Source organism: Pseudoclavibacter sp. VKM Ac-2867 (assembly GCF_015351275.1).
In the GTDB taxonomy this organism is placed as follows: domain Bacteria; phylum Actinomycetota; class Actinomycetes; order Actinomycetales; family Microbacteriaceae; genus Pseudoclavibacter.
On sequence record NZ_JADKSL010000007.1, the window covers coordinates 74,552 to 95,009 of the forward strand.

19 protein-coding genes are annotated in these 20,458 nt (G+C 70.6%); 17 read left to right on the forward strand and 2 right to left on the reverse strand.

Annotated elements, in window-relative coordinates; genetic code table 11:
- The first annotated feature begins 101 nt into the window (after positions 1–101).
- From ITJ67_RS08670 to ITJ67_RS08690, 5 genes are all read left to right on the forward strand, one after another.
- Complete coding sequence (locus tag ITJ67_RS08670) at positions 102–1,535, forward strand: hypothetical protein (RefSeq protein WP_194677359.1); 1,434 nt, start codon at positions 102–104, stop codon at positions 1,533–1,535.
- 78 nt (positions 1,536–1,613) lie between these two features.
- Complete coding sequence (locus ITJ67_RS08675) at positions 1,614–2,975, forward strand: threonine/serine ThrE exporter family protein (RefSeq protein ID WP_194677360.1); 1,362 nt, start codon at positions 1,614–1,616, stop codon at positions 2,973–2,975.
- A 115-nt stretch (positions 2,976–3,090) separates the two neighbouring features.
- Positions 3,091–3,900: a molybdate ABC transporter substrate-binding protein gene (gene modA / locus ITJ67_RS08680; RefSeq protein ID WP_194677361.1), complete on the forward strand. Its 810-nt coding sequence runs from the start codon at positions 3,091–3,093 to the stop codon at positions 3,898–3,900.
- Between the two features lie 11 nt (positions 3,901–3,911).
- Positions 3,912–4,733 carry an ABC transporter permease gene (locus ITJ67_RS08685; protein ID WP_160073130.1) on the forward strand — a complete coding sequence of 274 codons (822 nt, stop codon included), beginning with the start codon at positions 3,912–3,914 and terminating at the stop codon, positions 4,731–4,733.
- Positions 4,730–5,791, forward strand: a complete 1,062-nt coding sequence (locus tag ITJ67_RS08690; protein WP_160073128.1) for a sulfate/molybdate ABC transporter ATP-binding protein — start codon at positions 4,730–4,732, stop codon at positions 5,789–5,791. The genes ITJ67_RS08685 and ITJ67_RS08690 overlap by 4 nt, the downstream gene beginning before the upstream one ends.
- Positions 5,792–5,799: 8 nt before the next feature.
- On the opposite strand, the gene pcp is transcribed toward ITJ67_RS08690, so the two are convergent.
- Positions 5,800–6,441 (reverse strand): pyroglutamyl-peptidase I, encoded by a 642-nt coding sequence (pcp, locus tag ITJ67_RS08695; RefSeq protein WP_194677362.1) that lies wholly within the window; start codon positions 6,439–6,441, stop codon positions 5,800–5,802.
- Positions 6,442–6,780: 339 nt separating this feature from the next.
- Between pcp and ITJ67_RS08700 the strand changes: the two genes are divergently transcribed.
- From ITJ67_RS08700 to ITJ67_RS08715, 4 genes are all read left to right on the forward strand, one after another.
- On the forward strand, positions 6,781–7,878 hold the full coding sequence (locus tag ITJ67_RS08700) for an amino acid ABC transporter permease (RefSeq protein WP_194677435.1): 1,098 nt from the start codon (positions 6,781–6,783) through the stop codon (positions 7,876–7,878).
- On the forward strand, positions 7,875–8,693 hold the full coding sequence (locus ITJ67_RS08705) for an amino acid ABC transporter ATP-binding protein (protein ID WP_104240008.1): 819 nt from the start codon (positions 7,875–7,877) through the stop codon (positions 8,691–8,693). The genes ITJ67_RS08700 and ITJ67_RS08705 overlap by 4 nt, the downstream gene beginning before the upstream one ends.
- A gap of 71 nt (positions 8,694–8,764) precedes the next feature.
- Positions 8,765–9,787, forward strand: coding sequence for an ABC transporter substrate-binding protein (locus ITJ67_RS08710; RefSeq protein ID WP_194677363.1), 1,023 nt, complete (start codon positions 8,765–8,767; stop codon positions 9,785–9,787).
- Positions 9,788–9,804: 17 nt separating this feature from the next.
- Positions 9,805–11,328 (forward strand): MFS transporter, encoded by a 1,524-nt coding sequence (locus ITJ67_RS08715; RefSeq protein ID WP_194677364.1) that lies wholly within the window; start codon positions 9,805–9,807, stop codon positions 11,326–11,328.
- Positions 11,329–11,405: 77 nt separating this feature from the next.
- Here the strand turns inward: ITJ67_RS08715 and ITJ67_RS08720 are convergent, their stop codons facing one another.
- The gene (locus ITJ67_RS08720) at positions 11,406–12,452 is read right to left on the reverse strand and encodes an alpha/beta hydrolase (RefSeq protein WP_323741430.1); all 1,047 of its coding nucleotides are present in this window, start codon (positions 12,450–12,452) and stop codon (positions 11,406–11,408) included.
- Positions 12,453–12,622: 170 nt separating this feature from the next.
- Here ITJ67_RS08720 and ITJ67_RS08725 point away from each other — a divergent pair, with 170 nt between their 5' ends.
- The 8 genes from ITJ67_RS08725 (at position 12,623) to ITJ67_RS08760 (ending at position 20,351) form a co-directional block, all read left to right on the forward strand.
- On the forward strand, positions 12,623–13,180 hold the full coding sequence (locus ITJ67_RS08725; protein WP_194677365.1) for a hypothetical protein: 558 nt from the start codon (positions 12,623–12,625) through the stop codon (positions 13,178–13,180).
- Positions 13,181–13,234: 54 nt separating this feature from the next.
- On the forward strand, positions 13,235–13,936 hold the full coding sequence (locus tag ITJ67_RS08730; protein WP_160070891.1) for a lysophospholipid acyltransferase family protein: 702 nt from the start codon (positions 13,235–13,237) through the stop codon (positions 13,934–13,936).
- Positions 13,933–15,258 (forward strand): glycosyltransferase, encoded by a 1,326-nt coding sequence (locus ITJ67_RS08735; RefSeq protein ID WP_194677366.1) that lies wholly within the window; start codon positions 13,933–13,935, stop codon positions 15,256–15,258. Before ITJ67_RS08730 ends, ITJ67_RS08735 begins: the two co-directional genes overlap by 4 nt.
- Positions 15,259–15,280: 22 nt before the next feature.
- Positions 15,281–16,096 (forward strand): hypothetical protein, encoded by an 816-nt coding sequence (locus ITJ67_RS08740; protein WP_194677367.1) that lies wholly within the window; start codon positions 15,281–15,283, stop codon positions 16,094–16,096.
- Between the two features lie 140 nt (positions 16,097–16,236).
- Positions 16,237–16,944 carry a copper resistance CopC family protein gene (locus ITJ67_RS08745; protein WP_194677368.1) on the forward strand — a complete coding sequence of 236 codons (708 nt, stop codon included), beginning with the start codon at positions 16,237–16,239 and terminating at the stop codon, positions 16,942–16,944.
- Between the two features lie 52 nt (positions 16,945–16,996).
- On the forward strand, positions 16,997–17,605 hold the full coding sequence (locus ITJ67_RS08750; RefSeq protein ID WP_194677369.1) for a copper chaperone PCu(A)C: 609 nt from the start codon (positions 16,997–16,999) through the stop codon (positions 17,603–17,605).
- A complete protein-coding gene (locus ITJ67_RS08755) occupies positions 17,605–18,843 on the forward strand; it encodes a Dyp-type peroxidase (protein ID WP_160070886.1) in 1,239 nt (412 codons plus the stop codon). The genes ITJ67_RS08750 and ITJ67_RS08755 overlap by 1 nt, the downstream gene beginning before the upstream one ends.
- Positions 18,801–20,351: a PepSY-associated TM helix domain-containing protein gene (locus ITJ67_RS08760; protein WP_194677370.1), complete on the forward strand. Its 1,551-nt coding sequence runs from the start codon at positions 18,801–18,803 to the stop codon at positions 20,349–20,351. Before ITJ67_RS08755 ends, ITJ67_RS08760 begins: the two co-directional genes overlap by 43 nt.
- The last annotated feature ends 107 nt before the right edge of the window (positions 20,352–20,458 follow it).

Genomic DNA, 20,458 nt, shown 5'->3' on the forward strand with positions numbered 1-20,458 from the left:
ATGACAGGACAAGGCTACGCCAGGGGTGCCCGGGTGACAACGGCTCGCCTGTCGGGGGTGTGGTGTTGAATGGGCGCAGACAGTGACAAAGGGGTGCGACCGTGGTGGAGAGCAAGAACGGGTACACGCCGCCGGCGGACTACAAGGCGCCTGACTTCGTGCGGCAGTGGTCCGACACCGCGAGTCGCGGCGCCGACCGCATCGAGCAGGGGCGCGAGCAGCGGGCCAGGGACGCCGAGCGGGCTGCCGCGCAGCGCGCGCAGGATGGGCAGCGTGCCCTCGATCAGACGTCCCAGGACGCTCAGCGCTCGGCGGGCCAGTCGGCGCGGGATGCGCAGCGCGCGGCCGAGCAGCTCGCCCGCGATGAGGGGCGCGCCGCGACGAGCACCGCAGCGCGCGCCACGTACGACCTCGACCGGCTCGGGGAGGGTGCGAAGCGCGGCCTCGCCTACACGCACGGCGGCTCGCAGGATGCCCTGCGGCGCGGGTCCGGGCCCGCGGCTCCCTCGGTGTCGGCTCCCTTCGAGGCGGCCGACGCGCCGCAGCCCACCACCGCGGGGCAAGCCCCGCCACCGCCACTCCCGCCGGCGCCGTCTGGTCGCGCGGCTCGTCAAGGCGGCAGGCCGACCGGCAACCAGCCCGGGCTCAAGCCGGGCTTCGCTGTGGGTGCCGGCGTCGCCGCCATCGTCGCGGCCGTCGTGGGCCTCTGGTTCGGGATCGTCCTTGCCCTGATCTTCGCGGCCCCATCCATCAGGCGCGGCTTCCGCTCGGGCGCCAAGGGCGTCGCCGTCTCGATCCTCGCCATCCTCCTGTTCGTGGTCGCCGCCGGCATCCAGCTGCTGCAGTTCGCCTCCGACTCGCGGGAGAGCTCTGCCGCCGAGAGCAGCACGACGTCGACGCCGGTCGGGTTGGAGGGCGACGCCGTCGTGACCGATCCGGCACCAGAGCTCACGCTCGAGCCAGGGGTGCCGCTCAGCGGATACGGGGAGGCGAACATCGACGTCCTGCTTCCTTCCGGCGCCGGAGAGCTCGCAGTGCTGGAGGTCGTCGACACCATGGGCGACGTCACCTTCCTGGTCGCGAACCCGCAGGCCACGGAGGACGTGGAGTTCAGCAGCGGCATCCCGGGCGACACCACGCAATGGCTCGTGAACACGGCTGGTGCGGACGCCGCGGCGCGGGGTGAAGACCCGACCCCGGTGGCGACCAACAGCATCCAGGTCATCTCGGGTGGCGTGTGGGAGATGACGCTCTCCGCCGTCGACGTCCTTCCGACGTTCGATGCGACCCTCTCCGGTGAGGGCGCCGGTCTGTACCTCTATACGGGGGCTGGCGGGGAGGCCGCGATCAGTGCCGGCGACTACGGGAAGCTGCAGATCACCACGCACGGGGCGACGCCCGAGCTGACGCAGGTCGAGCTTCCCGAGACCGTCTCGCGCACCTGGCAGTCGGGTCCGATGGTGGTCGAGGTCGAGGAGGCGAGGCGCATCGACGGCACCCCGCAGCCCTGGAGCATCCAGGTGGCACAGCCCTAGGATCGTTCGTGACGTGCAGAATCGCACCGATGTCCGCGAACCAGAGGCGCTCCTCCGCCTGGATTGTGAACCGAGCGCATGAATCTCCGCCAGACACGCGTGCAGCGGTTGCTCGCCGCCATCGAGGCTGACAGCGCCGAAGACGGTGCCTCCTCGAGCGACACCGACCTGCGGGCGATGTTCGGTGCGCTCGGGCCGGCGCTGCTCGAGGCCTCGCAGGCCACGAACGAGGTCGAGGTGACCTTGCAGGGGCTGGCGCGGGCGTACGGGCGACCGGACATCCGCGTGTTCGTGCTCCCGACGCTCATCATCATCGAGGACCCGAAGACCGAGAAGACGGCGGTGTTCCCGGCCACCGGGGAGCCGCTGCGTCTCGACCAGGCCGGTTCCATCGAGGAGCTCGTGCACCGGGCAGCCGCCGAGCAGCTCGACCCTGCGCACGTCGTGAGCGAGGTGGAGCGCATCACGCGGCTGAAGCCGCGCTTCGGCTTCCTGCTGTCGCTGCTCGGGCAGGTGCTCCTCACGCTCGGGTTCGGGATGGTCATGAATCCCACCCCGACCGCCGTGCCGATCTACGCGGCCCTCGGCCTGGTGGTGGGGCTCATCGTCATGATCGGGTCGAGGGTTCGCACGCTGTCACTGGTGCTCCCGGTTCTCACTGCGTTCCTGGCGACGGTCGCAGTGTCGTTGGCGAGCCAGAGCGTCACCGAGGGGAACGTGCTGCTGCTCGTCGCGCCCGCGCTGGTGAGCCTGCTGCCTGGGCTGACGTTGACGATCGCGGCGGTCGAGCTGACGAACGGGCAGATCATGGCCGGCGCGAGCCGGCTCGTCTACGGGTTCGCTCGTCTCGGGCTGCTGGCGTTCGGCGTCTACGTCGGGATCACGGTGACCGGGGCGTCGCTCACCGAGAACACGTCGAGCGATCGCCTCGGCGCGTGGGCGCCGTGGGTGGGGATCCTGCTTGTCGGTGTCGGCTACTACTTCTCGGAGGTCGCGCCGAAGCGATCTCTGCTGTGGATCGTGTTCGCCCTGGCGCTCGCCTACGCGGCGCAGCTGCTCGGGCATTCGCTGCTCGGCACGGAACTCTCCGGCATGGTCGGCGCACTCGTCGCGGTTCCCGCCATCTACCTGGCGTCGCACCTCAGGGCGGCGCCGCCGCCCGCCGTCATGCTGACGTGCGCGTACTGGATGCTCGTCCCAGGCGCGCTCGGGTTCATCGGCCTGAGCGAGGCCGCGTCCGGGGCGGCGGGGGCTGCCGGAACGCTCATGCAGACGATCGGCTCGATCGTGGCGATCGCGATCGGCATGGTCCTGGGGACCGGGATCAGTCGGGACACGGGGGCGGCGGCCCGCGCGTGGAACCGTCACGGGTCGGTGACGCACACTGGCGTGTCCTCCGGTCCAGCGGCGAAATCGGCGGAACCGCAGCTGCGGCGGTAGAGTTGGCTTCGTGGCGCAGATTCGGGCCCTGGGGCAGTTTGCTTCCTCAGATCCGAGATGACTCAACAGCTCCCGTGCCTCGATCTTCGAACCACTGCCCGAAAGGCATCGACACATGACCCCCACCAGGAAGATCGCGGCGGTGCTGCTGACGGCGGCGGTTGCTCTCAGCCTCTCGGCCTGCGCGGGCAGCGGCGCCCCCGCAGCTCCCGCCGCGGAAACTGCCCCGGCGAGCGCATCCACCCTCGAGGGATCCATCACGGTGTTCGCGGCGGCGTCGCTCAAGAGCACGTTCACGGAGCTGGCCGACGAGTTCGAGTCGAGCAACCCGGGCGTGACGGTCGAGCTGAACTTCGCCGGTTCGTCCGACCTGGTCACCCAGATCACCGAGGGCGCCCCGGTCGACGTGTTCGCCTCGGCCGATGAGAAGAACATGACGAAGCTCACGGACGCCACCCTCATCGCGCCAGACGCCCCGGTGGATTTCGCCACCAACGTGCTCGAGATCGCGGTTCCGCCGAGCAACCCGGCCGGCATCGCCACCTTCGCGGACCTCGCCAAGCCGGAGGCGAAGACCGTCGTCTGCGCTCCCCAGGTGCCGTGCGGCGCCGCGACGCTCGCCGTGGAGACGGCGACCGGTGTCGACATCACCCCGGTGAGTGAGGAGTCGTCGGTCACCGACGTGCTCGGCAAGGTCACCTCCGGTGAAGCGGACGCCGGGCTCGTCTACGTCACCGACATCATCGCCGCAGGAGACGCCGTCACCGGCATCGAGTTTCCCGAGTCGAGCGAGGCCGTGAACACCTACCCGATCGCCCCGGTCGCCGCGTCGACGAACACGGAGGTCGCCCAGGCGTTCATCGACTTCGTCACGGGAGCAGCGGGCCAGGACGTGCTCGCGAACGCCGGGTTCGGCCAGCCGTAGGGGCGCATCCAGTGCCCCGGAGAAGCTCCGCCTCTGCCGCCGTGCCCGGCTGGGTGCTGACCGTCGCGATCATCGGCGCGTCCTTCGTGCTGCTGCCGCTGATCGGCATGATCGTTCGCGTCAACTGGGCCGAGTTCGTTCCGCTCATCACGTCGGAGTCGTCGATCGATGCGCTCCTGCTGAGCCTGCGCACCTCCCTCAGCGCGACGGTGCTCTGCGTCGTCCTGGGGGTGCCCATGGCCATCGTGCTCGCGCGCACCGACTTCTGGGGGCAGAAGCTCCTCCGCTCCCTCGTCTTGCTTCCGCTCGTGCTGCCACCCGTGGTCGGCGGCATCGCCCTGCTCTCCACCTTCGGCAGGCGCGGGCTTCTCGGCCAGAGCTTCGAGGCCATGGGGGTCACCATCGCGTTCTCGACGACGGCCGTCGTCCTCGCACAGACCTTCGTGGCGCTCCCGTTCCTCGTGCTCAGCCTCGAGGGTGCGCTCCGCACCGTCGGCACGCGCTACGAGGCGATCGGCGCCACGCTCGGTGCACGGCCCACCACGGTGCTGCGCCGCATCACGCTGCCGCTCGTGCTGCCCGCCGTGATCTCCGGCGCCGTCCTGTCCTTCGCACGCGCGCTCGGCGAGTTCGGCGCCACCCTCACCTTCGCGGGCTCGCTGCAGGGCGTCACGCGCACCCTCCCGCTCGAGATCTACCTCCAGCGTGAAACCGATCCAGATGCGGCGGTCGCCCTGTCGCTCGTCCTGGTCGTCGTCGCGGTGATCGTGGTCGCGGTGGCCCACCAGGCCGGCGAAGCCAAAGGCTTCCGGCTCCGGCGGAGCGCGTCGTGAGCTTCGAGTTCGCCGCCACCGTGCGGGCGCGGGCGTTCGACGTCGAGCTCACGATCGCCGACGGCGAGACCGTCGCGGTGCTCGGGCCGAACGGCGCCGGGAAGTCGACGCTCCTCACGCTCATCGCGGGCCTGGTGCGCCCCGACACCGGCACGGCCCGGCTCAACGACGACGTCCTCTTCGACATCGGCGATCGCGGCCGTGGACGCTGGCTGCCACCTCATGCTCGCGGCGTCTCGATGCTCGCGCAGGACGCGCTGCTCTTCCCGCACCTCACTGCACTCGACAACGTCGCCTTCGGTCCGCGCAGCAAGGGACTGTCGCGTGCCGAGGCCAACTCGCGCGCATCCCGTTGGCTCGACCGCGTCGACGCGGGAAGACTGGCGCAGAGCCGGCCCGCTCAGCTCTCCGGGGGCCAGGCGCAGCGGATCGCCGTCGCCCGGGCGCTCGCGTCCGACCCCGCTCTGCTGCTGCTCGACGAGCCGATGGCAGCCCTCGACGTGTCGGTCGCACCGGCGATCCGACGGATGCTCCGCGACGTCTTGGCGGACCAGACGACGATCATCGTCACGCACGACGTGCTCGACGCGTTCATGCTCGCCGACCGCGTCGTCGTGCTCGAAGGCGGGCGCATCGTCGACGTCGGCCCCACGCGCGAGGTGCTCGAGCGGCCCGTCACGCAGTTCGCGGCCGGCCTCGCCGCGCTCAACCTCGTGACCGGCACCGCCCTCGACGACGCCTCCGTCAGAGCCGACGCGGGGCAGCGCGTCGCGGCGAGCTTCGTCGAATCGCTCGCTGCTGGCACGCGGGTCGGGATCTCCGTGCGGCCGACGCAGGTCGCCGTCACCACCGAGGACCCATCGGAGCCGAGTTCCTCATGGAACGTGCTCCCCGGCATCGTCACGGACCTCGAGCCGCGAGGGGACGTCATCCGAGTTCGGAGCGCCGAGTTCTCTGCCGACGTGCCGCCCGGCCGAGTCGCTGAGCTCGACCTGGCGCCCAACACTCGCGTGTGGTTCGCCTTCGCCGCCTCCGACGCCATCGCGTACCGGCTCTGAGGTCCTGCTCAGTCGAGGGTGCCGCCGCCGACCCGCACATCGCTCTCGTGCGCGAGGGTCGCCCGCACGACGGCGGTGAGCGCGCTCGCGAGCTGGTCCAAGGGCAGGAAGGGGCGGTCGGTGCCGACGGCTTCCTCCGCGGAGTACGGGATGTGCACGAAGCCGCCGCGTGCCCCGGCCCGCTGCCGGAGCTCGTGCAAGAGCAGGTAGAAGACGTGGTTGCAGGTGTAGGTGCCGGCGGTTTGCGAGACGACGGCAGGGATGCCGCTCGAGCGCACGGCCTCGACCGCGGCCTTGATGGGCAGGGTGCTGAAGTACGCGGCGGGGCCGTCGCCCACGACGGGCTCGTCGATCGGCTGGAAGCCGCTGTTGTCGGGGATGCGCGCGTCATCGACGTTGATCGCGACCCGTTCCACCTTGATCGTGTCGGTGCCGCCGGCGAGCCCGACGGCGATCACTATGTCGGGGTCGACCTCGGCCAGGGCGGCCCGCAGCGCGTCGTCCACGCTCGCGAAGTCGACGGGGAGCTGACGTACGTGGATCTCCGCGTCGCCGTTCCAGCGATCGCGTACCTCCTGCACGGCCGTCCACGACGGGTTGCTCGTGTTGCCGTCGAAGGGTTCGAAGCCGGTGAGGAGGACGGTCGGCATGCGGGGGCTCCTGTCGTGCGGGTGGGGCGGCCGGAGGGGGAGACCTCAACGCTACGCCGCGGATGCACCCCTCGCTGGCCCCTCACCTGACGAGCAGGTGACCGAATGTGACGCGGGGCTTCGCCGCGCGACCGTGTCGGAACTTCCGTGAAGTGAGGCCGTCGCCCCCGCATCCGCGTGCCCATACCTTCTCGACATGCCCTCGAAATCGAGGGTGAGCCCCTCGAATCGAGGGTCCGCCGAGAGGAGAACGCGATGTCACAACTCGACACCGCACCGACCACCGACAGCCCGTCGTCGACGCCGCCAGACGACGCGAAGCCACTCGCGAGCCGGCGGATGCAGACGCTCGGGCCGGGTGAGCACCTCAAGGTCGTCCACCCCAAGCACTGGGTGCTGTGGATCCTCTCCGCCGTCGCCGTGTTCGCCGTCGCCCAGTTCGCGTGGTCGCTCGTCACGAACCAGCGCTACGAGTGGAACGTCTTCGGCGAGTACTTCTTCAGCCAGATCGTGCTCAACGCGCTGGTCCTGACACTCCAGCTGACGGTGCTCTCCGGTGCGATCGGCTTCATCCTCGGTGCACTGCTCGCGGTCGCACGCCTCTCGAAGTCACCCCTCCTGAACTCGTTCTCGTGGAGCTTCATCTGGTTCTTCCGGTCCGTGCCGCTCGTCGTGCAGCTCGTGGTCTGGTACAACCTCGGCTACCTCTACCCGACGCTCGGGCTCGGAACGCCCTTCACGACCGACTTCTGGCTCGTCGAGTTCCCGACGGTGCAGCTCATCTCCTCGTTCGCCGCGGCGACGCTCGGCCTCTCCCTGCACCAGGCCGCCTACTCGGCGGAGATCATCCGCGCCGGCATCCTGTCCGTCGACCAGGGCCAGCTCGAAGCATCCGCCGCGCTCGGCCTGCCCCGCCGGTACCGCTTCTTCCGCATCATCCTGCCGCAGGCGGCCCGCGCCATCACGCCGAACGCCTTCAACGAGATCATCGGCCTCGTCAAGGGCACCTCCGTGGTGTTCGTCGTCGCCCTGCCGGAGCTGTTCTACACGGTGCAGGTCATCTACAACCGCAACCAGCGCATCATCCCGCTGCTCCTCGTCGCGGTCGTCTGGTACGCCATCATCACGACGCTCCTCTCGATCGCGCAGTACTACATCGAGCGGCACTTCTCGAAGGGCGCGCACCGGGAGCTGCCGCCGACGCCCATCCAGAAGGCGCGCGCGTGGATCTCCGAGAAGTGGGCGCTGCTCGACGACGGTGAGCAAAGCGGAGGCATAGATAAACAGCGCGAGGACCCCGAGAAGCCGGACGGAGAGAACGCCGAGAGCGCGAAGGCGCTCGACCGGAAGAAGCACGGCATCCCCGCGGGCGCGACCGCCCGCCCCACAGAAGCGCCAGCACCAGGACCAGCACGGAAGGACGTGAGCGAAGCATGAGCCAGGCAACGATCAACCGGAACGCCGAAGCGGAACTCGAGCGCAGCAGCGCAGCATCCGGGCAGGTCAGCGTGTGCGGCGTCAGCAAGTCGTACGGCACCCACGAGGTGCTGCACGACATCGACCTCGAGATCGAACCAGGCGAGGTCGTCGCCCTCCTCGGGCCCTCCGGCTCCGGCAAGTCGACCCTCCTGCGCACCATCAACCACCTCGAGTCCGTCGACGGCGGATCGATCCTCATCGATGGCGAGTACATCGGCTACGTCAGGAAGGGAGACCGCCTCTTCGAGCTGCGCGAAGCTGAGACGCTTCGCCGCCGTACGAGGGTTGGCATGGTCTTCCAGAACTTCAACCTGTTCCCGCACCTCACGGCGCTGCAGAACATCACGGCCGCGCCGGTGGCGCTGCAGCGAGCATCCAAAGCGGATGCAGAGGCGCAGGCGCGCAAGCTCCTCCAGCGCGTGGGCCTCGAGGGCAAGGAGCACCACTACCCGCGGCAGCTCTCCGGCGGCCAGCAGCAGCGCGTCGCGATCGCCAGGGCGCTTGCGCTCAAGCCGGACGTGCTCCTCTTCGACGAGCCGACGAGCGCACTCGACCCCGAGCTGGTCGGGGAGGTGCTCGATGTCATCCGCGAGCTCGCCCACGGCGGCACGACGCTTGTCATCGTGACGCACGAGATCGGCTTCGCCCGCGAGGTCGCCGACCGCATCGTGTTCCTCGACGCTGGCCGCGTCATCGAGCAGGGCACACCAGAGCAGGTGCTGACGAACCCGCAGCATCCGCGCACGCAGGACTTCATCCGCAAGGTCCTCTAGCCACACCCTGGCCCGTCGCGCATCTCCCACCCCAGAACTTCAGCAACGCACGTACCCGAAAGGTGCCACCCATGGCAAAGCTCAACAAGAAGAAGGTCGGCGTCATCGCCGGCGGTGTCGCAGCACTCGCCGTCATCGGCGTCGTCGCGACGACCCTCATCGTCAACGGCCAGTCGGCTCCCGTCACGGCAGCAGAGCCCGACGGCGCGGCCCCCGCGAGCGGCCTCATCCAGTTCGACCTGACCAGCGCGAACGTCGACGGTCGCCCGCAGATCGACCCGGTCCCCGAAGCCATCGCGGCCCTCGAGGCCTCCGGATGGCAGCCCGCCGAGGCCGGCAAGCTCACCGTCGTCGGCAGCGCGTACATCCCTCCGCTCAGCTTCCTCGCGGAGGACGACAACGTGACGCGCCTCGGCAGTGAGGCCGACTTCGCGCAGCTCATCGCCGACGGACTCGGCCTCGAGCTGAAGGGCGAGGTCGCCGCCTGGGCCGACTGGCCCCTCGGCATCCAGTCCGGCAAGTACGACCTCATCACCTCGAACGTGACGGTCACGGAGGAGCGCAAGGACCTCTTCGACTTCGCCACCTACCGCGAAGACGTGCTCGGCTTCTACGTGAAGGCCGACAGTGAGATCGAGTCGATCACCGAGGCGAAGGATGTTGCTGGCCTCTCCGTCATCGTCGGCGCCGGCACGAACCAGGAGAAGATCCTCGTCGCCTGGGATGAGGAGAACAAGGCCGCAGGGCTCGAACCGGTCGACTTCCAGTACTTCGAAGACGACGCGGCGGGCACCCTCGCGCTGCAGTCGGGTCGAGTCGACGTGAACTTCGGCCCGAACGCGACCGCCGCGTTCAAGGCGGCGAGCGACGGAGAGACGAAGCTCGTCGGCACCCTCAACGGTGGCTTCCCCGCCAACGCGCAGATCGCAGCAGGCACCGCGAAGGACAACGGCCTCATCGAAGCCGTCTCGATCGTCATCAACCACGCCATCGAGAACGGCCAGTACGACGCGATCCTCGACCGCTGGGGACTGCAGGATGAGCGCATCGACGTCTCCGAGGTGAACCCCGCGGGCCTCCCGCGCGAGGAGTAGCCATCGCCGCGCACCCCATGGCGACGGAACCCGTCGCGTCCTCGAAGGCTGAGGGCGCGGCGGGTTTCGCCGCGCCCTCAGCTCTCGGACGACGAGGGCGCCCGGACGGGCTCATCCTGGCGCTCGGCGTCGCGACGGCCTTCACGACCCTCCTCGACCAAGCCGTGTTCAGCTTCGCCGTGCCGAGCATCCAGCGTTCCCTCGACGCCGATGGCGCACAGGTGCAGTGGCTGACGTCGTCGTACTCGCTCGCGTTCGGGCTCGCCCTCGTGGGCGCCGGGAGGCTGGGCGACCTGCTCGGGCGACGCTCGCTGTACGTGCTCGGGCTCGCGCTGTTCGCGCTCGCCGGGTTCGCGGCCGCGCTCGCGGACGACACGACCACCGTCATCATCGCCCGCCTCGTGCAGGGCTTCGGGGCCGGCATCGTGAACCCCCAGGTGCTTGGGCTCTTCCAAGACACCTTCCGCGGCATCATGCGCTCGCGCGCGCTCTCCGGGTACACGACCGCCGGCTCGGCCGCCGGGCTCGTCGGCCCGCTCGGCGGGGGCATCCTGCTGACCGTCCTCCCCGAGGACACGGGATGGCGGCTCGTCTTCCTGCTCGCCGTGCCGCTCGCCGTGGTGCTTATCGTGTCGGCGGTGTTCGTGCTGCCGCGGCCGTCTGCCGTGCCGGGCGGTGCGCGAGGTGCGCTGCGACAGGTAGATGCGGTGGGCGTCGTGCTGCTTGGCACCGGCACGCTCGCGCTGCTGGTCGCGGCGGTGAGCGCCGGGGCCCTCCTCGCCGCGCTGGCTGCAGCTGCGGCTGCGCTCTTCGTGCTCTTCGCCCTCTGGGAGCGTCGCGTCTACGCGCAGGGTGGCGCCGCGGTGCTGCATCCTGAGCTCGCCCGCAACCGCGGCTACCTGCTCGGGACCGCCGTCGCCGCGCTCACGTTCGGCTCAGCCCTCGGCATCGGACTGCTGACCACGCTGTTCCTCATCGAGGGGCTCGGCTACTCGCCGTTCGCCGCGGCGCTGCTGCTCACGCCCCGCGCCCTCGGCATGGTCGTCGGGTCGATGCTGAGCTGGCGGCTCGCACGGCGCTTCGGCCGTAGCGGGATCACGTGGGTCCTCGGCCTGGCGCTCATCGTGGTGACCGTCGAGATCGCCCTGGTGACGACCGGATCGGAGCCGCTCATCGTGCTCGGGATCCTGGGCGCCGGGACGCTGCAGGGGTTCTTCTCCGGGCTCTTCATCCCATCGAATCAATCACTGACGCTCAAGGAGGCGCCGCCAGGGGTGAATGGGGTCGCGGCCGGATTCTTCCAGCTCAGCCAACGCCTCGCGGCGGCCCTTGCGCTCTCGGTCTACGCGGGCACCTACCTCGCAGTGGGGGCGAACATGCCGGCGAGCTTCGCGTTCGGGGCGGCCGCGTCGATCACGATCGCCGCGTCGCTCGGGGCGCTGCTCATTTCGGCCGCTGCCACCTCCACCGCCGCCACCAACCCCGTCTCCAACCACCCCGCCGCCACCAGCCCCGCCGCCACCAACCCCGCCGCCGAATAGGTCAGCTTCGCCCCATCTCGACCCCGAGAACGGGGTGAAAGTGACCTATTGGCTGGGTTGCGGGCGGCGGGCTGCGGTCAGGCGGCCGACGTGACCGACTTCAGGAAGTCGATCGTCGAGGTGAGCGCGCTCTGCGCATCCGCCCCCTCGAGCTTGAACTGGTACTCGTGCTGCAGCGCCGGCTGGTGGTCGTCCGGATAGAAGACGGTCGTGACCGGCACGCCGAGCCCCTGCAGCTTCGCCGCGAACGGCTGCGACTGGTTCGAGGTGAGCGGGTCGGCGTTGCCGCCGGAGATCCACGTCTGCGGGAAGTCGGCGGTCACGGAGTCGAGGGTCGACATCTCGAGGCCGCCAGGCGTCTGCGACCAGTCCTTCTCACCCAGGTAGGCCCACAGGGCGACGCGGAAGCCGTAGCCGCCGAGGCCGGGCGCGTCCGGGATGCCGCTCACGTCGTAGATGCCGCAGTTCAGCACCATCCCGGCGATCTGATCGCCGGCGAGCGCCGGCTTCAGACCGACGAGCTCGGCGTAGTCGGGGTTCGTGGCGAGTGTCGCGAGCTGGCTTGCGAGCTGCGCGCCAGCGGAGTCGCCGGCGAGGACGATGCGGCTCGGGTCGATGTTGTACTCGGCGGCGTGCTCGGTGAGGTGTGCGAGCGCGTCGTTCAGCTGCGTGAGCGCCGTCGGGTACGTGGCCTCGGGGGCCACCGTGTAGTTCAGGGCGACCGTCGTGAACCCCTCGGCGGCGAGGATCTGCACGTACGGGTCGACGTTCTGCTTGCCGCCGGAGATCCACGCGCCCCCGTGGATCCACACGACCGTCGGCAGCGCCTCGCTCGTGCCAGCGGGGGAGTACAGGTCGAAGGTCGTGTCGGATCCGTCGTCGCCGTAGGGGACGTCGAGCTGCGCCTGCAGGGTGTCGGCGGTCGGGGCGAACGTCTCCATCTCGGTGATGGTGCGCTTCGCGTCGAGCTCGAACAGGGCGCGGATGAGCATGGCAGCTGGCCAGGGGGTCGACACCCAGATGATCGCGCCCACGAGCCCCGCGGAGAGCACGCCGAGGGGCACCGTCCTACTCTTGCGCCGGTACCAGGGCTTCTTCGGCGTGAAACTCGGGTGGATGCTCACCCGGCCATTCTTTCAGCACGACGGTCCATGTAAACGCGCGTCGCCGTGTTGTCGGCGGGACTCGGCATGCAATAGCGTGCAGATCACCCCTCCCTCGATGCAGCGATGCAGCACTGACCGCTCAGATCGGCAGTGATGCTGCGGGCATCCCGACGCCGATCGGACCGTGCATGTACGCCCTCCTCGTGATCCTCCAGACAGTGGTGCTGCCGCTGATCTTCGGCGGCGTCCACCTGGGCGTCGCGGGCGGGAACCCGGCCATCGTGTTCGGGATCTGGTTCGCGTTCTGGGGAGTGGGGATCCGCCTCATCGTCGCCGGCATCAGCCAGCTCACGAACCCTCGGCGCACCACGCAGACGATCCTCGGAGCGGCGCACGGCGACTCGGAGGACGCTCCTGACGACGACGCCGAATGGGGCGATACAGGCACCGGAACCGGTGCCTCGACCGACACGATGACGAAGACCGGAGCGGCGACCGCGCAGGTCGTCCAGGAGCTCGGTCTCGCCAACCTCAGCCTCGGCGTGGTCGCACTCGTCTCCTCGCTCGTCCCCGGCTGGGGGCTCATCGGGGCGCTCCCCGGGGCGATCTACCTCGGCCTCGCGGGCCTGCGCCACCTCGCGAAGCGCGGCAAGAGCCTGAACGAGCTCGTCGCCACCTGGACGGACCTGCTGGTCTTCCTGCTCGTCGTCGGGGGCGTCGTCGCCGCGGGCCTGCGCGGCTGGTGAGCGTTCGTCCGCCCGGCCTGTCGCTCCCTCGCCTGCGATAGCGTCGAGCACACCATGATGCTTCGCCTGGCCCGCGCACTGCTCGTGCGCAGCGCTGTGCGCGACGTGCGGACGGGGCTGCTCTCGATCGCCGTCACGGGCACGCCCCCGGCGGGCGGGGCGGTGCTCGCCGCGAACCACGGCTCCTGGTGGGACGCCTACCTCATCGGCCTCTTCGCCAGGAACGTCGGCTCCGACGTCGCCGTCATGATGGGCGACGAGCAGCTGCAGCGCTTCCCGTTCCTGAGGCTGGTCGGTGCCGTTCCTCCGCGCGCGCTCCGCACTCTCGTGGCCCGCGCCCGGGCGGGCGATTGGGCGCTGATCTTCCCGGAGGGCGAGCTGCGCGCCGGACGCGGCCTGTCCGACCTGCACCCTGGTGCCGAGTGGGTCGCGGAGCGAGCTGGAGTGCCGCTTGTGCCCGTCGCGATCCGCGTCGTCCTTCGGGGTGCCGCGAAGCCGGAGGCGTTCATCCGCTTCGGCGCACCGGTGCGCCCGGAGCAGCTCCGGGCGGCGCTCGCGTCGATGCTCGGCGAGCTCGACCGGGCGCTCGACGCCGCCGATCCCGCCCGCCCGCTCCCCGGCTACCGGGTCGTGTTCGACGCGCAGCGCTTCCGTCGAGACCGGGTCGGGATCGCCGGGCGGATGCTCGCCTACCTGACGAGGCCCGAGGGCTTCGGGATGCGCCGCGGCGGGGCGCGCGGCAGGGGGCGCGGGTGAGCCGGGTGCTCGCGAGCCGCGCCGTCGCCGGAATCGCGCTCGCCTACCTCGGTGCCCGGGCCGTCGTGCTGCTCGGGAACCTGTTGACGCAGCCGAGTCTGCGGGCCGGCGCACCAGCTCGACAGCGGGCCCCTCGCGTCTCGCTGCTGATCCCCGCCCGCGACGAGGAGGCGACCCTGCGGGAGACGCTGCCAGGGTTCCTCGGGCAGGGCGCCGATGAGGTCATCGTGCTCGACGACGAGTCGAGCGACGCGACGAGGGCCCTCAGCGAGTCGGCGGGCGCCCGGGTGCTCGGCGGCGCGCCTCGCCCCGACGGCTGGACGGGCAAGAACTGGTCGTGCGCGCAGCTCGCCGAGGCAGTTGCGCCCGCTCCCGCCCCCGCTCCTTTTCCCGGTCGTGCCGCTCCCGGTCCCGCTGGTCGCGCAAGCCAGTGTCCAACTTCAGTGCAGAATCCGCCGGCAGCGCCCGCTTCGGGCCGAGAACACTCGGAATCGCACCGATGTTGGTCAGGAGATCCTGAAGCAGCCGAGGCAGAGGCAGAGGCAGACGCCGTCGCGCGGCACCCGAGCGACGTGCTGGTGTTCACCGACGCCGACGTGCGCTGGAGCCCCGGCGCGCTCGATGCGCTGCTGGCCACCATGCGCGCGTCCCGCGCCGATCTGCTCACGGTGTTCCCGCGCCAGGAGACGCGAACGCTCGGCGAGCGGCTTATCACCCCGTTAAACGACGCCGTCGTGCTCGGCTCGGTGCCCGTGGCCCTGCAGCACCGGCGCGCGCCGGTCGTCGCGAACGGCCAGGTCATGGCATTCACCCGCGCCGCCTACGACCGCATCGGCGGCCACGCGGCCGTGAGCGGTGAGCTCGTCGAGGACATGCGCCTCGCCGAGCGGATGCGCGCCGCTGGCGGGCGGGTTGTCGTCGCGCGCGGCGGAAGCGCCATCGCCGTGCGCATGTACGACGGCTACGGTAGCTCCGTGCGCGGCTTCGCGAAGTCGCTCCTCGGCCTCCACCACGGTTCTCGAGCGCTGATGGCGGCGACGAGCCTCCTCACGATCTGCGTCTACACGCTGCCCTGGGTGCTGCGGGTGTGGCCGGATGCCCAAGCCAGCGCGGGCAGGGGCGCGACGGCACGCATCCTGCACCTCGTGCGCATCGCGGGGCTGCTCGACCGCACCCTCGTGAGCGTCATCACGGGGCGACGCCGGCCGCTCGACCTGGCGGAGGGGATCCTGGGCCCGATCAGTCCGCTGCTCGTGCTGCCCGTCTACGCGCTGGCCGGGCGACGCCGCGTCGCGTGGAAGGGTCGCGTCTACGAGGCGTAGAAGAGCCGCCTAGACTTGAGGGGTGACCTCGACCGGCCTGCTGACACCCGCCATGGGTGAAGTGGAGCTGCGAGGCACCGATCTCGACTTCGGCACCGATCTCGACTTCGAGGCCGGCCTGGCCGCGCCCGTCGATCAGCGACCGCGCGATGCCGCCCGGGTCCGCCGGGTGCAGCTCGCGTTCGTCGCCGCCTCCGTCTCCACGTTCATCGCGCTTGCCTCGCACGTCCTCGCGGGTGGCGGCATGCCTGGCCTCCTCGGCGTCGCCTTCCCGTTCGGCCTTGCCGTGCTCGCGTGCCTGCTGCTCGCGCGCATCCGCACCGACTCGCTGCGCCTCGCCCTGTCGGTCGGGGCCAGCCAGTTCCTCTTCCACACGCTCTTCGTGCTCGGCACGCCGTCTGCGGCCGTCGGCGCGGGTTCGGCGGCGGATGCGCACGCCGGCCACGGCCAGCTCGCCGCGGCCTCCGCCATGGCTGACTTCGCGTCGACCGCGGGCAGCGCGGTTCCCTCCGGGGCGGCGCTGCACCTGGCCCACGACGGCGCGCTCATGTGGGCGATGCACGCCGTGGCCGCGGTGCTGACGGCCCTCGCCCTCTTCTTCGGGGAGACGCTCGTCGCGAGCCTCGCCAAGGCGAGGGACTCGGCAGTCGAGCTGCTGCTGCCGTTGCTGCGCACGATCCTCCTCCTCGCCCGAGGCGAGCGCCCCACGGCGCCCGTCGACTCGGCGCCACTCGATCTGCCCTGGGTACCGTCGCTGACGGTTCGCGCCGGGCGCACGCAGCCGCGACGCGGCCCGCCCGCGCCCCCGCGACCCTCAACGTTCGCGACCTCGAACTAGCACCGCATCCCCTCGACCCCGCTTCCACGGGGGAGGCGATCCGGTGCGGGCCGGCGTCGAATTTTCTCCGTCCGCGGCAGCCGCGCGCGCTCTGCGCGCTCGGTTCGCGTGCGGTCGGACAGACCCGAGGAATTCTCGAGATGTCAATCGACTCAACTCCCCTTTCAACGACCCAAGCACTCCTCCCACCGACCACCGAACCGAAGCGCGTCGTCCGCGCGGCCTCCGCAGTGCTCGCGCTGCTCGTGGCCTGCCTCCTGGGCTTCGCGGGCGCGGCCCCCGCGCAGGCCCACGACCAGCTCATCGAGAGCGCACCAGCGCCGGGGGCGGCCCTCGACGCGGCACCCGCCGACATCACGCTCCGCTACTCCGCCGACATCATGGACATCGGTCCGATGGTCGTCCTCGAGGACGCCGCCGGCACCGCCTGGGCGACCGGCGAACCGGTCATCGACGGCTCCGCGGTCACGAGCACCATCGACGACGAGCTGCCGGACGGCTCGTACACCATCAACTGGCGCGTCGTCTCGTCAGACGGGCACCCGATCACTGGCACGATTCCGTTCACGGTCGGCGATGCGAGTGCAGCGGATGCGCTCGCCGCAGAGGCCGCCACACCGGCGCCGAGCGAGGCGGCCGTGTCTGACGCCGACTCGGCCCCTGCGTCGGAGTCCGACTCCGGCGCGACGACCGAGCCCACGGCCGAGGTCACCTCCCGGTCGGCGTTCGACGTGCCGCGGCTGCTCCTCATCGGCGGCTTGGGCGCGGTCGTCGCGCTCGGCGTCGCCTGGGTGATCGTCCGCTCCCGCAAGGGCGCCCAGCAGGACGGCGACGCCGATGCGCGCTGACTCCGCCGCCCAACACATTCGCTTCTTCTCCTCCAGAAAAGGAACCCAACTCATGACCAGCATGACCACGAGCACCACCCGCCCACTCGCAGCAGCAGCCTTCCTCACGGCCGCGGCGCTCGCCCTCACGGGGTGCACGACGGCAAGCACCGCCACCGGTGCGGATGCCGACTCGGCGACGCCCGCCGCCGAGTCCGTCACCGTCGAGAACACCTGGGTCAAGGCCGAGGACTCCGGCATGTCCGCCGCATTCGGCGAGATCGAGAACACGGGGTCGGGGGACGTGACGATCGTGTCGGTCGCGAGCCCGGCATCCACCGCCCTCGAGCTGCACGAGACGGTCGCGAACGAGACCGGCGAGATGACGATGCGCGAGAAGGGCGGCGGATTCACGATCGCCGCCGGTGAAGCGCTCACCCTCGAGCCCGGTGGCAACCACATCATGCTCATGGACCTGCCGGAGCCCATCGTCGCGGGCGACGAGATCACGTTCACCCTCACGTTCTCGGACGACTCGACGCTCGACTTCACCGCCCCTGCCAAGGACTACGCGGGCGCCAACGAGACCTACGAAGACGGCGACATGGATGACATGGGCGGCGACACGGAGATGGACCACAGCGACCACGCGGATCACCCCGACGACGCGGACAACAGCTGATGCACGGCGACCAGAGCCCTGGTCGCACCCGCCCGACTCGGCGGCAGCTCCTCTTCGGAGGGGCTGTCGCCGGGTTCGGCGCGGCCGCGGCCATCGGCGCAGACCAGGCGCTCCGCCTCGCGGCACCCGTTGCGAGCCAGGACGACAGCGTTCCCGTTCCCGTGCCGGGGGATGACACCGTCCCGTTCTACGGCCAGCATCAGGCCGGCATCGCGACGCCGCCGCAGGCGCACGCGACACTCGTGGCCCTCGACCTGCGCGACGGCACCGACCGCGACGCGCTGCGCCGCCTCATGCAGCTCCTCACCGACGACGCGGCGAGGCTCGCCCGCGGCGAACCGGCGCTCGCCGACTCCGAACCCGAGCTCGCGCACGTGCCCGCGAACCTCACGGTCACGTTCGGGTTCGGCCCGGAGTTCGTCCGCCGCGCCTCCACCTCCCCGACGCAGGCCCCCGCCTGGCTGCGGCCACTCCCTGCCTTCGGCATCGACCGCCTCGAGGACGCGTGGAACGACGGCGACCTGCTCCTGCAGGTCGCCGCCGACGACCCGTTCACCGTCGCCCACGCGCTGCGGATGCTGCTGAAGGACACCCGCAGCTTCGCGACCGTGCGGTGGACGCAGCCCGGGTTCCGCCGGGCACGCGGCTCCGAGGCATCCGGCACGACGATGCGGAACCTGTTCGGGCAGGTCGACGGCACCGTCAACCCCGCGCCGCCGACCGTCGACTTCGAGCAGCTCGTGTGGATCACGGAAGGCGCGTTCGCGGGAGGGACGGGCATGGTGGTGCGGCGCATCAGCATGGACCTCGACAAGTGGGACAGGCTCGACCGCAGCGGCCGCGAGCAGTCGGTCGGGCGCACCCTCGCGAACGGGGCCCCGCTCACCGGCACCCAGGAGCACGACGAGCCCGACTTCACCGCCAAGAACGCCGCGGGATTCCCCGTCATCGCCGAGTTCTCGCACCTGCGGCGGGCGCGGTCGGAGAACACGGCGGAGCGGTTCTTCCGTCGCGGCTACAACTACGACGACGCCCCGAGCGGCGAGCAGATCTCGAACTCCGGCCTGCTCTTCATCTCCTTCCAGGCGGATGTGGACGCGCAGTTCGTGCCCGTTCAGCGGCGCCTCGACGAGCTCGATCTGCTCAACGAGTGGACGACGCCGATCGGCTCCGCGGTGTTCGCCATCCCACCCGGATGCGCGGAAGGCGGCTACATCGGAGAGGGGATCCTCGCGTGAGCGCTGCGCGTCCGACTCCACGGCGAGGCTGGTTCGCTCAGCTGCTGATGCGTCTCCACTTCTTCGCAGGCGTGTTCGTCGGCCCGTTCATCCTCATCGCCGCGCTGAGTGGTGCCCTGTACGCGCTGACACCGCAGGTCGAGCAGCTCGTGTACGACCGCGAGCTGCACGCGCCGACGGGGGACGAGTACCTGCCGCTCGCCGAGCAGATCGAAGCGGCCGACGCCTACGTCGGGGATGGGCCGGCCGGAGCCTCCCCGGCGATCGTCGCGGTGCGGCCGGCGCCGGAACCCGGCGACACGACGCGAGTCATGTATGCGGATGCTGGACTGGGGGAGAGCAGGACCCGCGCCGTCTTCGTCGATCCCGCGACCGCCGAGGTGCGCGGGGACCTGCCCGTGTATGGCACCTCGGGCTCCCTGCCGTTCCGAACCTGGGTCTCCGACCTGCACCGCAGCCTCCACCTCGGCGATGCCGGCAGGCTCTACAGCGAGCTCGCGGCGTCCTGGCTCGGGGTCGTCGCGCTCGCCGGAGCTGGCCTCTGGGTGACCAGGTATCAGCGGGCTCGCCGTGCGAAGCGGGCGTCGCAGCAGCGCGAGCTGCTGCGGCCGAACCTCGAGGCGACAGGGTTCGTTCGCACGCGCAGCCTGCACGCATCCACCGGTATCTGGGTGCTCGCCGGGGCCCTTTTCCTGTCGGTCACGGGCATCACCTGGTCGCAGTACGGCGGGGCGAACTTCAGTGAGCTGCGCGCCGCCGTGGGCTGGATGACGCCTTCGGTCAGCACGAGCCTCGACGGCGCGGGCAGCCCTGCTGCCGACGAACACGCCGGGCACGGGCACAGTCACGGTGCGCCGACGCCGAGTGCCGACGTCGCAGCGCTGAGCCCGCGCGCCTACGACTCGGTGCTCTCGGTCGCGCAGGAGGTGAACGTCAACACGGGGCTCGTCGAGATCCGGCCGCCGGCCGAGCCGGGCACGGCGTGGGTCGTGCAGGAGATCCAGCGCAGCTTCCCGACCGAGGTGGATGCGGTGGCCATCGATGGCGCGACGATGCAGGTCGTCGACCGGGTCGACTTCGCCGAGTTCGGGCCGGTCGCGAAGCTCAGCCGCTGGGGCATCGACCTGCACATGGGCTCCATGTTCGGCCTCGCGAACCAGCTCGTGCTGTTCGCCGTCGCCATCGGCATCGCGGCGTTGGTCGTGTGGGGCTACGTCATGTGGTGGCAGCGGCGCCCGAAGCACGACCAGTCGCGTCGTGTGGGCGCGTCACCGCCGCGGGGAACGCTCCGGCGCGCGCCGTGGTGGGGCGTTCTGCTGGTGCTGGCCGGTGCGGCGGCGGTCGGAATGTTCCTGCCGCTCATGGGAATCTCGCTCGCCGCTTTCCTCGTCGCCGACGTCGTGCTCGGCGCGGTTGCTCGACGGCGGGCAGCTGCTCACCCTTCCAGGGCCGACAGGACGGTCTTCGAGAGCTCTCGGCGCAGCTCAGGGACGTCGGCGTTCAAGTGAAGGTGCGCAGGGCGATGATCTGAGCACACGTGTCGCCCCGTCTCGCGTCTTCTGCGAGGCTTTCTCAGTGATGGTCACACTGCGACTGCCTCGCGGAGGGCGCGATC

Coding starts and splice junctions, on each gene's coding strand:
- ITJ67_RS08675 (WP_194677360.1), top strand. CDS start 1,614: ATGAATCTCCGCCAGACACGCGTGCAGCGGTTGCTCGCCGCCATCGAG.
- ITJ67_RS08755 (WP_160070886.1), top strand. CDS start 17,605: ATGCACGGCGACCAGAGCCCTGGTCGCACCCGCCCGACTCGGCGGCAG.
- ITJ67_RS08745 (WP_194677368.1), top strand. CDS start 16,237: ATGTCAATCGACTCAACTCCCCTTTCAACGACCCAAGCACTCCTCCCA.
- ITJ67_RS08725 (WP_194677365.1), top strand. CDS start 12,623: ATGTACGCCCTCCTCGTGATCCTCCAGACAGTGGTGCTGCCGCTGATC.
- ITJ67_RS08710 (WP_194677363.1), top strand. CDS start 8,765: ATGGCAAAGCTCAACAAGAAGAAGGTCGGCGTCATCGCCGGCGGTGTC.
- ITJ67_RS08730 (WP_160070891.1), top strand. CDS start 13,235: ATGATGCTTCGCCTGGCCCGCGCACTGCTCGTGCGCAGCGCTGTGCGC.
- ITJ67_RS08750 (WP_194677369.1), top strand. CDS start 16,997: ATGACCAGCATGACCACGAGCACCACCCGCCCACTCGCAGCAGCAGCC.
- ITJ67_RS08760 (WP_194677370.1), top strand. CDS start 18,801: ATGCGCGGAAGGCGGCTACATCGGAGAGGGGATCCTCGCGTGAGCGCT.
- ITJ67_RS08705 (WP_104240008.1), top strand. CDS start 7,875: ATGAGCCAGGCAACGATCAACCGGAACGCCGAAGCGGAACTCGAGCGC.
- modA (WP_194677361.1), top strand. CDS start 3,091: ATGACCCCCACCAGGAAGATCGCGGCGGTGCTGCTGACGGCGGCGGTT.
- ITJ67_RS08715 (WP_194677364.1), top strand. CDS start 9,805: ATGGCGACGGAACCCGTCGCGTCCTCGAAGGCTGAGGGCGCGGCGGGT.
- pcp (WP_194677362.1), bottom strand. CDS start 6,441: ATGCCGACCGTCCTCCTCACCGGCTTCGAACCCTTCGACGGCAACACG.
- ITJ67_RS08700 (WP_194677435.1), top strand. CDS start 6,781: ATGCAGACGCTCGGGCCGGGTGAGCACCTCAAGGTCGTCCACCCCAAG.